Raw genomic sequence first — 13,561 nt, 5'->3', positions numbered from 1 at the left:
ACGCCGGGCCGCGGAGGACCGACGTGCGGTGGGCGTCCGATGGTGACGTCGCACGAGCGGCAGGTGTAGACCCGGTGGCCGCCCGCGCCGGGGGTGCAGTCGCACGGCACCCATCCCACGAGGACGGTGCGAGGGCCGAGCCAGTGCCCGTTCGGGCAGCGCGTCGGGGCACGCTCGATTGACGGTCCCATGCTCAATACTCTCGCACATGTGTTCGATTGGAGGTAGGGTTCGCGGCGGCGCGGGCGGTGGAGCCACGCGGCCCGGGAAGCACCGCCCGCGCGTCCCTCTCAGTTGAGCAGAAATACGCTGGTCCGAAAGGTCCGATTCGGAGGACACTGAGCGCATGTCGCGATGGAAGTGGAGTGAGCACGAGCCGCTGTTCGGGGATACCGGATCGACCCGCAGTGCGGCCGTTCTACTGACGGTGACCACGATCGTGCTCCTGCTCGGCACTCTGTTGCTCTACACCGGCCGCTGACCTCAGACGAGCGTCGCGGTCAGCACGGTACTCGTGATGTCCCGCGTGAAGCTGTTGGCGTGCATCGCCTCCACGCGCACCAGATCCCCACGTTCGACCGGCACGGTGATCGACCCGGACACACCGGTGTGGAACGTCCCGGATATCGACCACGTCTGCAGCACCGAATAGCTGCCGCCGACAGGCTTGCGCAGCAACCGCACCCCGGTCCCGGAGGAAGTGGTGCTGTGGGTGATCGCCACGTCCAGCTGCCACGAGCCGCTGCCATTGGCCTCGAACTCGTCGTCGACGAGCACCGTCTCCGGATGCGTACCGGTGACCGCGGCCAGACCGACGATCTTCTCGTACACGCTCGCGGCGGCGAGGTTCTGTGTGGTGATGCGCTGCGCCTTCATCGCCGACAGTGCGGAGCCGCCGCGGACGAACAGGTGCGGCATCAGGCCAGTCCTTCGAAGTCCGCGACCAGGCCCTTGCCCGGTGTGGTGCCGACACCGGTGACGTGCACGGTCAGGACGTCACCGTCGGCGAAGGACCACGGCCCGGTGACGGTGACGCCGGCGACCTGGCTGGCCGCGGCGATCGTCGCGGCGGGCATGCCGGTGGCGGAGCCGTTCTTGCGGACCTCGACCACGAGGTTGCCGGAAGCATCCGCGGTCTCGCAGCGGAACGTCACCTCCGAGAACACCACCCCGGTCGGCCGTTTGATCTTGAGCCCGAGTGGGACGTCGCCGGCGCCGGTCTTGCGGGTGCCGGACTGCGCCACGAATGTCACGTCGTACGGCTGGCTGCCGGGCTGGATCGCGGTGTCGGCCTTGCCGAGGGAGGTCTGCACCGCCGCCGCCAAGTCAGCAGCCGGGATGCCGCCGGCGGGTTTGGTGTACTTCGCGGCGATCGCCGCCGCGGTCGCCGCCTGGGCGCGCGCATCGGTGAAGTACAGGTTGGCCGAGCCCTCGGGCACCGCATCGGTCGAGCCCGGGGAGGCACTGATCTCGACGTACGCGGAGCCGGACCACCGGTAGATGCGGCCGGTGTCCAACGCGACGTAGATCTTTCCCACACTGCCCGTCGCCGGAAACCCGGCGAGGTTGGCGTGCTCGAGCACATCGTCGACGTACGACGGCAGCAGCACCGCCGGCACCAGGCCGGATCCGTCGAGGCCGGCGTATCCGTTCGGCTGATTGCGTTCGGACGTGGACTGCTTCCCGGTCAGACCGGGGACGGTGGGGGCATCCCACGTGCCGCCGAGGTCCCCGGTCAGGCGGAGACCGCCCTTCGTCGACGCCGAGGCGTTGGGGATCTGGTCGATGACGACGGCTTCGGCTGCCGCCGCCCACGTTTGCGCCTCACCCGCCGCGGTCTGCGCGGTCCCGGCGTGCCCGAGTGCCGCGTCGCGCGCGTCCTCCGCATCGGCGACGGCATCGGCGAGAGCTGTCTGGTCGACGACGACTTGATCCCGAGCCGCTACCGCCTCGTCGCGGGCCTGCTCGGCCGCGACGACGGCAGCCTGCAACTGTGCGACCGTCGGGGCCGGCTCCCCCGGATCGACGGGAAGGACTTCGAGGATCTCCAGGTAGCCGGCGTTGACCAGCTCGACAGCCGTGGCGTCCCACACGATGGTGGTCGTGTCGCCACGCTGCAACCATGCCAGCGAGATCAGACCCCGCACCTTCACCGGGGTGCCACCGATAGGTGCACTCACGTCGTCTCCTCCGGGGCGGGGAACGCCAGGAGGGACAGGGTGTTGCCGCGCACCCACACCTCGTTGATGTCGGCTTCGGCGTTGTCTGCAACGTAGTGTCGGAACCATGCTGCGATGCGGAGCCGCAGAGAGATCGACCGATCCTGCGGCACCGTGACAAACGGCAGCAGATGCACCGTCTCCGGGTCGAGCAGCCACGAATACGTCCGCGGCACCGCCGAGCCGGTCGCCGCCGACCCGACGGTGTCACCGCCACCCCACTCCGAGTCGAACACCGCCGTCGGATCCGGATCAGCAGCCTGCACCCGTTGCTCTCGGTCCTGGCCGACGAACCATGTCACACGCTCACGGACCACAAGCAGCACCGATCCTGTGGTGTGCAGCAACCTGGACCGTCGCTTGATGACCGGCAGCACCCGCACCGGGCACGGATAGGTGTTGGCCCAGTGCAGCTCCTGGTCTACCAGGACCCGGCCCTGATCGTCGGGGTACTTCAGCTCACCGTCGCCACCGGAATCGGACTGAACCACCGCCACCTGCCGCGGCAACGCATGCATCGACAGACCCATCACCCCCGCCGCACTGTGAGTGAACTGACGGCTACTGCAGATCATCGCCACGACTGCCTCCCATTCTCACTACAGGGCAGTGGGGTATGCCACGAACTCGATGCTCGTCCCGAGCACCGCGATGCTGTTGACGTCGTTCGCGTCGGTCGACGGATGGAAGGTGCCGGCAGCCCCGGCACCATAGGGCATGTACATCCGGGCCTTGAAGCGAACCGAGATCGACTCGCCCGCCCCGACAGACACCATCTGCAGCAACACGGTTTGCTGCGGCGCGAACCTGTTGACTTCCACCCGTGGTGTCGCATCACCGGTCGCGGCTGCGCCGACGATGTTGCCGCCACCCCACTCCGAGTCGAACACCGCCGTCGGATCCGGGTCCACCGCGGTGATCGGGACTCCGGGCGCGTCGGTCCCGACCAGCGTGGTCGCCCGGTCCCGCACCACGAGAATATTCGAGGCTGTCGCCGACAGTGCCCGCCGCTGCTTCCGGAGGATCGGCTGCACCCGCACGGGGCACGGATAGGTGTTGGCCCAGTGCAGCGACGCGTCGATCAGGGCGCGGCCGCCGGCGCCGGGGTGGGCGGTGATCGTGCCGTCTCCGGTCGACGTCGCGGTCGTCTGCGCGACCGGCGCTGCGAACGCGAACGGTGACAGCCCGAGGATGCCGCCGTCCTCGGTGAACTGTTCTGAGGTACACACATTCACCATGGCTGCGCACCGTACGCACCCCCGGTGCCGCACCGCCTACGAGCAGCAACTCCGTACGTCCCGCTCGACGCCGCGGACATCCGACTCCACATCGTTGATGTCCGACTCGGCCGTCGACATCCTCGATTCGAGGGACGACACGCGTGACGCCAACGACGACAGCGACGACGACAATGCGGCGTACTTCTGTTCGATCAGCGCCTCGATATAGGCGATCCACTCCTGGGTGGCCGCCGGGGGCACCAGGATCTCCCCTTCCCCGGTGGTCACGTTGGTGGCTTTGAGTACGACCTGCGGCTGCGGATCAGATCCTGCGGTGAGCCCGTTGAGCGGAACCGTCTCGTACTCCTGGGTCAGCGCCCACTCGTTGATTCGCACCACGGTGGACCGCTCCAGCTTGCCGAGGCGGTTCGCCATGTCCTCGAGGGTCTTCGCGTCCTGATCGGTCACACCCGAGCCCGCGGCGGGTGCCGGGGCGGTCAGTGCCGCATCGATCGGCGCCGCATCGATCGGTTCGGTCACGATTCCACCTTCCGCAGTTCCCAGTTGATGTAGAAGTCGGGTCTGGTTCCGACCGAGACGTACAGGGTGTACGAATAGCGTTTCGTTGCCGGCAGCGTATCGACCTCCTCCTTGCCGCTTCGGGTGACGGGTTTGCCGTCCTTCGTGCACTTTTCGACCCACTTTCCCCACCCGAGCAGCGCACCGATGAACCCACCGGTCGGCTCCCACACCTGCTGGCACACGATGGGGCCGCCGGAGGTGACGATGGTGTAGGGCGACGACGAGGTCGGCGCGATCTCGGCGATCTCCGTCTCGCTGCGCGGCGGCGGCGCGTCCTCGACGGTGATCATGATCGACTCGGTACCGGACTGGGCGATCGACCGCACCGTCTGCAGCCGCATCACACTCCCCAGGTCGATGCCGGTGGATGTGGTCGCGATCGGGATCCGCACTCCCGGCATCAGGTCACCGAGCTGCACCGGCGCGCTCGACGACAACCTCGCTGCGTCCGACACAGTGACCGACCGCGGGGTGACCTTCGACCGGTTCAACTCGTCCAACGCCGCAACCGTGCACGCCTGCACCGAATCGGCGGTGTCCGCCTTGACGATCCGCTCAATCCGACCGAACCCCGGATCCTCCGAGGGGTCTACCCCCACCGTCGCCGACGACGAGGTGCCGAGCACGGTCACCGACGTCGCCGTCTTGGACCCATCCTTGATCACCGTGACCGGCTCGGAGAAGTGCTCATCCCCCAACGGGGACGCGAGCTCGATCTGCTCGACAGCCGGACCCACGATGAGCACCCCGGCCACGAACTGCCACACCAACCCGAGGTCGGCGAGGTCAGCGAGCTGCTCGGAGACATATCGGGTATTCGGGGTGATGGTCACCGAGCTGAAGACACCGGTCGGGGCGACGATCATACGGTCGACGATGCGGTCCGGGTCGTCGCCTTCGAAAGCGTCCTCGATGATCTGCGCCGCGATGATCGACAGATCGGTATTCGAGAACAGTCGGCCCCGCTTGATCTTGCGGCGCTCGAACCACACCCCCGGGTCGGCTGCCGCCACAGTCAACTTCGTACCGACTGCCGCGGTGCGGATCACCGGACCTGTCCACGCGAGCTGCTCACCGCGCCAGACGTTGAGCCGATGCACCCACGGCTCTACATCCCGCGCCACCTGGTCGGTGGCGACGACCGCAGTCGACGCCACCGACACCGACCGCGATTCGCGAGTCCACTCCACCCGGGCGGTGTCCGATGCCGGGATCTCGGCGAGCAACACCCCCGCGTAGTCGGTCAACGTGACGCGCTGCGACACAGCCCCGAGCAACCCCGACATCGTCTACGACTCCCTCGCGATCGTCCACACATCCACCGTCAACTCGGTCAGCGACGCCGGTGTATCGAGCAACACCCCGTAGCTGCCGATGTCGTCGAGCAGCGGGAAGCGCCACGGCGCGCCACCACTTCCCCGCACCACCGCGGCCGCGTCCATACGGCCATCGGCGGTGTCGCACCATGCGGTGCCGGTCGCACCGTCGAGGGTCAGGGTCGACCCTGCGGGGATGTAGGAGATGCCGATCTCGGTGAGCGCGCCGCATCGCTCCGCCAGTTCCCACGCCTCGATGCCTGTGCCCGGGACGATCTGCAGCCGCAGTCCCCGCGCCACCTGCGCACCAGTCGTCACCGCCACCCGCACCACATCCGGACGCGCCGCGCGGCCCGTGTCCGCCGGCAACGCCTGCGCGATCCGTTTCGATTCGAGCGGGACGCACACCCCCGCCGAACCGACGGTCGTCAGCTCCCGCACCACCCTCGCCGCCGGTGCAGCGTCCGGATCGAACAGCACTGCTGCACCGGTATCCGTGCAGTCGCCGTCGCATTCTCCGTCCACCGCGACCGTCCAGGTCGGAGTCGACGTCAAGATCCCGGTCAACGACGAGCCGGCGATCGCGACGACGGGGTCGTGGAAGACGTACGGGATCAGCGCAGTCATCGTCCACGACACCGCGAACACCGATGCCTGGGTGTCCTGCCCCCGGGTGAATCCGAACCGGCCTGTCACCGTCGGCGGCGCCGTGGTCACCACCTGGTACAGCGTCCGCCACCGCCCGGCCATCGCTGCCCGTGTCGCCACACCTGTCAGATTCGGATCGAGTTCGGGGGCGGCGGACAGAAACCGCAACGACGTCCCGGTCCCGACTTCCGAGGCGTCGGCGAGCCGTTCTGTCAGCCACCGCAACCCGAACTCCGCACCGGCCGCGGACGACGCCACCAGCAGCGCGGTGATCGTGATCTGTTTCGACCCGAAACGGGTCACACCCGTGGTGGCTCCGTCGCCGAGCCCTTCGACGATCTCCCGCGACAAGGTGGAGGTGTCGAGGCCGTCGACGGACATCGGCCACACCCCGGCGAACTCGAGCGAGTCGGGATTGCCAGGGGTGTGCCATGGTGCTTCGTCGGGCATCACGTACGGCGCGTGCGAAAGCAGCCGCGCCGTGTGGGGCCACGAGTCGTCGTGCCGCACCTCCAACGACAGCGGTCTCACGCCGTTGAGGATGTGCGCGACGGTGCGGCGGGAGTTGATCAGCTCCGTGTCGCCGTAGAACAACAGGCCTCGGTACGCCATCTCCCTCTACCCTCTCAGCCGGGAGGTCAGCGCGGACTGCACCGCCCACCCCGTGGTCGCCGGCTGCGCCGCCGCCTGGATCGTGATCGGCGCGTGCACCTCGGTCCGGTTCGTTCCGACTCCTCCTGCGTTGCCCAGACCGGCCGCCGCCATCGCGTAGGGTGCCAGCGACGGCGCCCCCGCCGCGCGCGCCGCCATCGACGCATACACCTGATCCCACGCCCCGAGCATCTGACCGGTCTGCTCCCAGATGTCGAGCGACCTGGCGCGCTTGGACCGGGCCAGCGGGATGAACGCCTCCCCCTTCGTCGAGGGTTCGGCCCACTGGATCAGCCGACGCCGTGGCCGCATGATCGTCGCCGCCGACGGCAGCTTGCCGTTCGCGTACTTCTCCAGCGCCGTGATTCCCCCGGCCGCGTAGGAGCGGAAGTTGAACCCGCCGTCCTCCATCCGCTTACCACTGCCGGTCTCGACGACCCGGATGGTGTGCGTCGAGCTCGTGTTGCGGCCGTTGAGCGAGGAGATCTGCGCCGCCACCGCCCCCACGTTCGACGACACCGAATGGAACGAGCTGGTGCCGGACTGCATCGACGCGATCTGCCCGATCACCGCGCCGACGTTCGACGTCACCGTGTGCGCGGTGACCTTCGACCCTGGGATGCTGTTGATCTTCCCGGTGACCTCGTCCGCGTTAGTGTGGACCTGGACCTGCACCGGCGGTGGCGAGGGGATCGCCGGCATCGGCGGCACCTGGAACTGCAGCGGAACCGGCACCGTCGGCGGAGTCGGAATCTGCGGCGCGGCGGGCAGCGGACCGTAGGCGATCGGGATCGTCACGGTCTTCATGACCTTGGTCTTCGAATCGATATCCGCGGAGAACCCGGCCGTGTCGGCGAGGACCTTGACCTTCACCGGCGGCGGCTGCGGCGGCGCGAAGTTGAAGAACCCCGAGCCGTCCGGCTCGACCATCACCTTCACCTTCGGCGGCACGTCGAGCTTGAACCCGGCGGTCTGCTCGACGTCGACCATGACCTTCGTCTTCGGCGGGATGTCGAGTTTGAAGGGGTGGACTCGACGTCGACCATCACCTTGGCCTTGGGCGGGATATCCAGTTTGAACGGCTTGACGTCGACCTCGACCGGGATCTTGTGACTGTCGGTCTCGATGTCCACCTTGACCTTCGGCGGCTTGTTCGTCGTCAGACCATGCCACTGCGGCTCGACGTCCACCTTGATCTTCGGACCCGGCATGGATTCGAGCTTCTCGACGCCGACCTTGTCGATCTCCGGGGTGGCCTTGAACTTCACCGGCCCGAGCTTCTGCAGCGCCCCGTCGATGGCCTTGGAGATGTCGTCCCCGATGAACGGCAGATTCCCGAAAGTGTCCTTGAGCATGCCCAGGATGGCGTGCGCCATCTCACGCATCTCGCCCATGACGTTTTTCGGGGAGATGACGTCCCAGATCCCGTCCAGGGTGTTCTTCACGGCCATGCCCGCGTTGAGGACAGCGTCGAACGCGGTCGCGACCGCGGTGATGCCGTCGGCGACCGACTGCCCGTCGATGCTGGACATGAACTCGCCCCACGTGTTGGCGAGGTTGGCAATCGAATCGATGGTGCCGGACCAGTCCGCCGAGGACAGCTCCGCCCACAGGTCCTTGAACCCTTGGATGAACGGGTCGAGGTTGCCGGCGTCGATCCAGCCCATCAGGTCCGAGAAGCCCTGCGCGACGGCGGGGATGGCGTCGCCGACGCTCTCGAGGATGCCGGGCAGCTTCTGCCAGACCCGGTTCGCAGCCTCGACCACGGCCGGGTCGCCGAACTTCGACATGAAGTTGCCGAACGCCTCGGTCAGCCGCGGCAGGTTGTCGATCAGGTTCTTGATGTGCGGCACACCGGCCTGGAAGGCCTTCTCCAGCGCGGGGCCGAGCTGATCCGCGATCTCCGGGAGCTTGCCGGTCAAGTGGTCGATCAGGCCGGAGACACCGTCGGTGATCCGCTCCAACGAGGGGGCGATTCGGTCGAACACTCCCGGCAGCGAATCGAACATCCTGGTCAGGGCTGGTCCGAGCCGCTCAGCGATCTCGGAGAATCGCTGCTTGACCTTGTCGAGGTTGGCGATCATGTTGTCGTACACGCGGTCGTCGGCGAGTACGCCTTGCCACGCCATGAACCCCGCGATGCCGCCGGTGATCGCTGCAGACATCGCACCGGCGGCGGCAGTGACCGCACCCATGGCTCCGGCCAGGGCGATGGGGATCGCGCCGGCGGCGACCGCCGCCGCCGAGGCCGCGGTCGTGACCATCGCGATCGCCCCGACTGCCGAGGTCGCAGCCGAAGCGATGCCACCGAGCATCGACCCGACCGACGACAGCGCGCCGCCGCCGAGAGACCCGCCGAGGTTGGTCAGCGACTGCAGCATCTGGGTGAGCATCTGCAGCTGAGAGTGGTTGACGTCGATACCGATGTTCACCGACCGCGGCCGAGTCAGGTACGCGAGTTGGGCCTCGACCTGCCCGGCGTTGGTCAGGTTGGCGCGGATGTCGACCGTGCGATTCTGCACCGCGGCCAACGCCCCGAGCTGCGACTGGTCGACGTTCATGCTGACGTCGACCTGCCGTGGCCGGGTGAGGGTGGCCATCTGCGCGTTGAACGCCCCCGCGTTCTGGATGTCGAGCCGCACCCCGATGCTCTGATCGGAGAACCGGTCCCCGACGTCGGTGTCGCCGAGCAACGCGACGCGCACGACGAATTCCTTGTCGGCGCGGTCCATGTCGCGCAGGAACCGGTCGAACGCGGTGCGGTCGACATCGACATCGACGTCGACCTCGCGGGGCCGCAGCACCGTCGCCATCTTCGACTCGAAGCGGGAAACGTCCGCGTCGACCTCGACCTTGAGGGTCTCGTTGATGTTGCGCAGCGCGGCGGCGACCGCGGCCCGCACCTCGGCGGGCAGGGACGAACCGTCAGCAGAGAGTTTGAGTTTCGCTTCGCCGACGGTCGTCATGGCCGCGGACGGTACGAGGTGAGGGTGCCGCGTTCACCCGTCGGTGAACGCGGCCATCTCGTCCTCCCGGCTCCACCCCGGCGGCGGAGTATCGGTGTCCGGATCCGGCATCGGTGGCGGCGGATACATCTGCCGCATGTACTTCTGCCGCTCCTCCGGCGCCATCGTCTCGAGGATGAGTTGTTCGACGACGTCGAGGAGCTGGTGGAAGCCGAGCATGCGCAGCGGGTCGTGGATCCCGGCGAGCACCATGCGGGCACGCAGCGGGGGCCACTGCTCCGTCGTGGCCTGGGCGAGGGCTACGACGGCTGGGTAGGGCGCGAGGTCTCCCCGGTGAACAGCGTGGTGAGCAGCTGGTCGAGCTTGTCGAATCCGAAGTCCGCATCGTCCGGGTCGGCGAGCCGCTCGAGCATCCGGGCCAGGGACTTCTCGGACATGTGCTTGGACAGGAACACCATCGGTGCGTCGTTGCGGACCGAGGCCGGGGCGTGCTTGGACACCTGCATGTTCCACACCAGGGCGGCGTCGGTGGTCGGGTAGCGCACTTCCCAGGTCTCGCCGGCGAACTCGACAGTGTCGTGCGGCCACGGCGGCGCCTCCTCGTCGTCGCCGTCGTCCGCGCTGTCGGTGTCCGGATGGGTGTCGGCCGACGGGGTGTCGCCGCCGGTGCGGGCCGCGAGCTCGGCCTCGCGCTTCTCCAGGGCCTCACGCTCGGCCGAGATCTTCGCGAGCTCACGTTCCAGTTCGATGCCGTTCTCAGGGGTGGTGGTCATGGCGCGCATCATGCGACCCCGAGGTGACGACCCCGCGTCAGGATTCGGTGACCGAGAACCCCTCGGCTCCAGCCGCAACCCGCGCCGCGTTGAGCAGCCACGGCCGCGCCGTCGTGCCGGGGTGCATCACCGAGCGGGCGAACACCCGACCACCGGGGCCCTTCCACGACAGCACCTTCTTGGTGCGCGGCCGGATCGGGTGCGGGCCGGTGCCCTCGTGCACCCACAGCGCGTGCCGCGCCGTCGCCGCCACCGCGGAGTCGATGATCCAGCCCGCGATCCGCACCGGGTCCTGCCGGTGCGAGTTGCGCAGGGTGCCGACGTCGACGGGGGCGTTGGTCTTGGCCTGGTTCATGGTGTTGCGGGTGGCGCGCTGGGTCTTGGCCCCGACCTCCCGCACGAACCACTGGCGCAGCGCGGCGTCGTCCTGGTTGTAGTCGCCGTCGTAGTCGAGATGGATCCTCATGCCGGTACCGCCTGTTCGATCGGTGTGCGGGGGACGCGGGAGAGCAGGGTGTCGAGACGGTCGTCGAGGAGCTTCACGGCGTCGGCGACCTCCGTGATCCGATTCTTGCCGGCGCCCCGGGCGAGCATGCGGGCGTGTTCGGTGCGGGCGCGGCGGAGCCGGAGCAGGCAGTCGGTGATCTGCTCCTCGAGCGTCACGACTGATCCTGCAGGTGGGTGCCCCACAGGTCGACGAGGTCGTCGCGGGTCGCGTCGGCCGGGTAGGTGATGTCCCGATGGTCGAGGAATCGCTGCCAGGCGGTCAGGCGGGAGCCGCGGCCCGACCGCGGAGGCACCTCGCCGTCCGCCGCGAGACTCTCGGTGGCGGATGCTTCGACCTCGGGGTCGACCGGGTCCTTGTCGTCGGCCGCCGCCTGCACTGCGGGGGCCAGGGACGCCGGTGGTGGTGTGTGGGTGCCGGCGATGGACCCGACGATGCGGATGTAGCCGAGTTCGGCAAGCTGCTCGATGCGGGCGGTGTGCTCGACCACCGTCTCCTCCCCCACACCGAGCTCGACGGTGGCGATCCTTCCCTTGATCAACACCTGCGCCATGGGTATGCCTCCTATGCGAGTTGGAACCGGGCGGGTTGCGGCCACCGACCAGTCCGCCGTCCGGCCCCTCCGGTTCGAATGCGTCCCAGCCGGGCCGCGTCGTCGAGCAGGACCAGTGCTTCGTTCTGGATGTCTGCGGGGTCGCCGACGTTGCCGCGTTCGTCCATGACGGAGGTGCAGCGGACGATGCCGATCTGCAGGATCGCCGCCCACACCGTGCCGCACGGCACGCTGGTGGCGGTTTCGTCGAGCGGTCCGCCGCCGCGGCCGGTGGTCGGGTAGATCCGCACCACGTTCACCACCGGTTGTCCTCGCGCAGCCGTCGTAGTCGTAGGTGTCGGCCGCGTAGAACGCACCCGGGGCGAACATCGGCTCGTTCGTCTTTCCGCCGAGCGGGGTCGTCGACGAACTGGCGCGCAGCTCTCCGAGGGTGATCGCGACCAGCCGCAGCAGCCGCTGGTGGGAGTTCATCGCGGCCGCATCCGGAGAGATGACCCGCGGCGGGGCGGCGAGCTTGTTCGGGTTCAGGGCGTACACCCACAGGTCGACCTCGGGGATGCCGGTCTGTCCGGCGGAGATCAGGTCGGTGGGGTCAGGGCCGACCTTCTGCACGGTCACGCCTTGCCGGCCGGGGATGGAGGTGACGCGCCGCGGCAGTTGGCACTTACCGCCGGAGCAGGCGTTCCAGAACTCGACCGCGAGCTGCCCGACGGCGTGCGCAGCCCCGGCAGGGGGCAGGGGTGCCGCGCAGGTACTCCACCGACCACGTCCTTGCGGCGCCGGGTGGCAGCGACAGATCCTGTCCCGGCCACGACTGACCGCCGGCGCGGTACAACCGGTCACCGTGCAGCTCGTACGAGTCCGGGCGAGGACGACACCGTCGACGGTGACGGTGGTGACTCGTCCTGGACGGGGCCGGGGAGGTCGATGACGTTCGGCCCGGCCGGTCGCAGGTGCCGGCGGCGAGGGCGACGTTGCGCCATACCCGGCGTCGAGGATGGCATGAACCCGATGCCGGGCGTCCAGCACCCGGTGATCGGATCCGGGCGGCGTGGACAGGGGCGGGCGACGACGGGGCAGGCGCCGAATCGGCGGCCGGTGAGCGCCCACAGCACGGTGACGGCGGAGTCGACCGCGGCCTGCATCCGAAGGTGGTCGGCTTCGAATTGGGCGACCTGCTCCGGGGTCGGCGTGTCGGGTAGTGCCGCGATGGTCGGGAGGCAGGTGCGATCGACGGGCCAGTCACACGTCATGGGGCACCCCCAGGCATCCCGACCTGCCATCATGCGCGCGACGGTAGGTGCCCGGGGTGACCCCACTACGCCTACGCGGCGCCGCCGAGGTATGCGGCGAGCACGTAGTTCCCGTGTCGGGCGAGGTTGTGTCGGGCCCGGTCATAGCGGCTGGTCATGAGGGTCGGAGTGCCGGGCCATGATCTGCACGTCCCGCAACGGATCCCCGCGTCGGGGCGGTAAGGCCCTGGCCTGGTATTCCAGCACCGCCCGGTCCTGCACTCGTTTTCGAGGCGCCGACCGCGATGGTACCGACGGCCGAGAACACCGCGCCACCAGCATGGTTCGCAACACACACCGGCCTTCTGGAAAACGCCCGGAGCGGACTCCTTCTGACTATCTGCTGGGCTTGCTGCGGCCGTTCGGTATCGGGTGACCCGACCAACTCGCGAGTCCGAACGATGCAGCGAGCGCGCGATCGACCTCGCGCATCTGCTCGGGGGTCAGTTCCCCTCCGTAGTCCTCGAGGCGTTCGCGCGCGAGGGTGGTGATCTGGAATGCGAGCACCGCGCTTCCTTCTCCATCGGCTGCCCCGTCGGCAGGTACACCGACACCGGCGCGCCCTTCCTGTACGGGAGTCCTTCACCTTCGACGTCATCGCGGCGGTGACAACTGTGCGCATGTGTTTGTTGAACGCGTCCGGGAGCTGATCACCGCACAGGCCGATGGCCCGCCTGTTCAGACCCGCGAGCTGGATCGAGGTCGGCCCAGTAGATCTCGCCCCGGCGCGGCGGGTTCGTGTCGGTCCTCCAAGGATGCCAGTCACCAATCCCAGATCGGTCAGTCGTCGCGGAATACCTCCGCGAGGTCGTGGGACTCGTCCACCCACTCGGCAA

General features: G+C 68.4%; 17 protein-coding genes and 1 pseudogene. 1 reads left to right on the top strand and 17 read right to left on the bottom strand.

What is annotated here, in order from left to right:
• Window positions 1–346 precede the first annotated feature (346 nt).
• Window positions 347–481 (top strand): hypothetical protein, encoded by a 135-nt coding sequence (locus LZP97_RS27240; RefSeq protein WP_267966277.1) that lies wholly within the window; start codon window positions 347–349, stop codon window positions 479–481.
• A gap of 2 nt (window positions 482–483) precedes the next feature.
• On the opposite strand, the gene LZP97_RS00080 is transcribed toward LZP97_RS27240, so the two are convergent.
• The 17 genes and pseudogenes from LZP97_RS00080 to LZP97_RS27440 form a co-directional block, all read right to left on the bottom strand.
• Entirely contained in the window at window positions 484–918 is a 435-nt protein-coding gene (locus tag LZP97_RS00080; RefSeq protein WP_048772407.1) for a hypothetical protein, read from the bottom strand.
• Entirely contained in the window at window positions 918–2,180 is a 1,263-nt protein-coding gene (locus LZP97_RS00075) for a hypothetical protein (RefSeq protein ID WP_152693004.1), read from the bottom strand. The genes LZP97_RS00080 and LZP97_RS00075 overlap by 1 nt, the downstream gene beginning before the upstream one ends.
• Window positions 2,177–2,794, bottom strand: a complete 618-nt coding sequence (locus tag LZP97_RS00070) for a DUF7172 family protein (protein ID WP_152693005.1) — start codon at window positions 2,792–2,794, stop codon at window positions 2,177–2,179. The genes LZP97_RS00075 and LZP97_RS00070 overlap by 4 nt, the downstream gene beginning before the upstream one ends.
• Window positions 2,795–2,818: 24 nt before the next feature.
• Window positions 2,819–3,457, bottom strand: a complete 639-nt coding sequence (locus tag LZP97_RS00065) for a DUF7172 family protein (protein WP_048772412.1) — start codon at window positions 3,455–3,457, stop codon at window positions 2,819–2,821.
• Between the two features lie 36 nt (window positions 3,458–3,493).
• Entirely contained in the window at window positions 3,494–3,979 is a 486-nt protein-coding gene (locus LZP97_RS00060) for a hypothetical protein (RefSeq protein WP_048772415.1), read from the bottom strand.
• Window positions 3,976–5,307: a hypothetical protein gene (locus LZP97_RS00055; RefSeq protein WP_152693006.1), complete on the bottom strand. Its 1,332-nt coding sequence runs from the start codon at window positions 5,305–5,307 to the stop codon at window positions 3,976–3,978. Before LZP97_RS00055 ends, LZP97_RS00060 begins: the two co-directional genes overlap by 4 nt.
• A 3-nt stretch (window positions 5,308–5,310) precedes the next feature.
• Entirely contained in the window at window positions 5,311–6,597 is a 1,287-nt protein-coding gene (locus LZP97_RS00050; RefSeq protein ID WP_048772421.1) for a hypothetical protein, read from the bottom strand.
• Window positions 6,598–6,603: 6 nt separating this feature from the next.
• On the bottom strand, window positions 6,604–7,626 hold the full coding sequence (locus LZP97_RS00045) for a hypothetical protein (RefSeq protein WP_234574938.1): 1,023 nt from the start codon (window positions 7,624–7,626) through the stop codon (window positions 6,604–6,606).
• Window positions 7,572–9,602 (bottom strand): hypothetical protein, encoded by a 2,031-nt coding sequence (locus LZP97_RS00040; RefSeq protein ID WP_234574937.1) that lies wholly within the window; start codon window positions 9,600–9,602, stop codon window positions 7,572–7,574. Before LZP97_RS00040 ends, LZP97_RS00045 begins: the two co-directional genes overlap by 55 nt.
• Window positions 9,603–9,635: 33 nt before the next feature.
• Window positions 9,636–9,974 (bottom strand): DUF7240 domain-containing protein, encoded by a 339-nt coding sequence (locus LZP97_RS27445; RefSeq protein WP_442792846.1) that lies wholly within the window; start codon window positions 9,972–9,974, stop codon window positions 9,636–9,638.
• A complete protein-coding gene (locus LZP97_RS00030; protein ID WP_152693007.1) occupies window positions 9,902–10,375 on the bottom strand; it encodes a hypothetical protein in 474 nt (157 codons plus the stop codon). The genes LZP97_RS27445 and LZP97_RS00030 overlap by 73 nt, the downstream gene beginning before the upstream one ends.
• Window positions 10,376–10,412: 37 nt before the next feature.
• Window positions 10,413–10,841, bottom strand: coding sequence for a hypothetical protein (locus LZP97_RS00025; protein ID WP_234574936.1), 429 nt, complete (start codon window positions 10,839–10,841; stop codon window positions 10,413–10,415).
• Window positions 10,838–11,038 carry a hypothetical protein gene (locus LZP97_RS00020; RefSeq protein WP_048772431.1) on the bottom strand — a complete coding sequence of 67 codons (201 nt, stop codon included), beginning with the start codon at window positions 11,036–11,038 and terminating at the stop codon, window positions 10,838–10,840. The genes LZP97_RS00025 and LZP97_RS00020 overlap by 4 nt, the downstream gene beginning before the upstream one ends.
• Window positions 11,035–11,433, bottom strand: a complete 399-nt coding sequence (locus LZP97_RS00015; protein ID WP_048772434.1) for a hypothetical protein — start codon at window positions 11,431–11,433, stop codon at window positions 11,035–11,037. The genes LZP97_RS00020 and LZP97_RS00015 overlap by 4 nt, the downstream gene beginning before the upstream one ends.
• 11 nt (window positions 11,434–11,444) lie before the next feature.
• Window positions 11,445–11,735 carry a hypothetical protein gene (locus LZP97_RS00010; protein WP_234574935.1) on the bottom strand — a complete coding sequence of 97 codons (291 nt, stop codon included), beginning with the start codon at window positions 11,733–11,735 and terminating at the stop codon, window positions 11,445–11,447.
• 1,326 nt (window positions 11,736–13,061) lie between these two features.
• A pseudogene (locus LZP97_RS27235) lies at window positions 13,062–13,235 on the bottom strand (type II toxin-antitoxin system PemK/MazF family toxin); the annotation flags it as partial.
• Between the two features lie 140 nt (window positions 13,236–13,375).
• Window positions 13,376–13,561, bottom strand: coding sequence for a type II toxin-antitoxin system PemK/MazF family toxin (locus LZP97_RS27440; protein WP_442792847.1), 186 nt, complete (start codon window positions 13,559–13,561; stop codon window positions 13,376–13,378).

This window comes from Rhodococcus sp. DMF-1 (genome assembly GCF_021441945.1).
Lineage (GTDB): Bacteria > Actinomycetota > Actinomycetes > Mycobacteriales > Mycobacteriaceae > Rhodococcus > Rhodococcus ruber.
This window is presented reverse-complemented; position numbering and strand designations above follow the sequence as displayed.

Coding starts and splice junctions, on each gene's coding strand:
- LZP97_RS00045 (WP_234574938.1), bottom strand. CDS start 7,626: ATGGTCGACGTCGAGCAGACCGCCGGGTTCAAGCTCGACGTGCCGCCG.
- LZP97_RS27240 (WP_267966277.1), top strand. CDS start 347: ATGTCGCGATGGAAGTGGAGTGAGCACGAGCCGCTGTTCGGGGATACC.
- LZP97_RS00030 (WP_152693007.1), bottom strand. CDS start 10,375: ATGACCACCACCCCTGAGAACGGCATCGAACTGGAACGTGAGCTCGCG.
- LZP97_RS00040 (WP_234574937.1), bottom strand. CDS start 9,602: ATGACGACCGTCGGCGAAGCGAAACTCAAACTCTCTGCTGACGGTTCG.
- LZP97_RS00025 (WP_234574936.1), bottom strand. CDS start 10,841: ATGAGGATCCATCTCGACTACGACGGCGACTACAACCAGGACGACGCC.
- LZP97_RS00070 (WP_152693005.1), bottom strand. CDS start 2,794: ATGATCTGCAGTAGCCGTCAGTTCACTCACAGTGCGGCGGGGGTGATG.
- LZP97_RS00050 (WP_048772421.1), bottom strand. CDS start 6,597: ATGGCGTACCGAGGCCTGTTGTTCTACGGCGACACGGAGCTGATCAAC.
- LZP97_RS00080 (WP_048772407.1), bottom strand. CDS start 918: ATGCCGCACCTGTTCGTCCGCGGCGGCTCCGCACTGTCGGCGATGAAG.
- LZP97_RS00015 (WP_048772434.1), bottom strand. CDS start 11,433: ATGGCGCAGGTGTTGATCAAGGGAAGGATCGCCACCGTCGAGCTCGGT.
- LZP97_RS00065 (WP_048772412.1), bottom strand. CDS start 3,457: ATGGTGAATGTGTGTACCTCAGAACAGTTCACCGAGGACGGCGGCATC.
- LZP97_RS00055 (WP_152693006.1), bottom strand. CDS start 5,307: ATGTCGGGGTTGCTCGGGGCTGTGTCGCAGCGCGTCACGTTGACCGAC.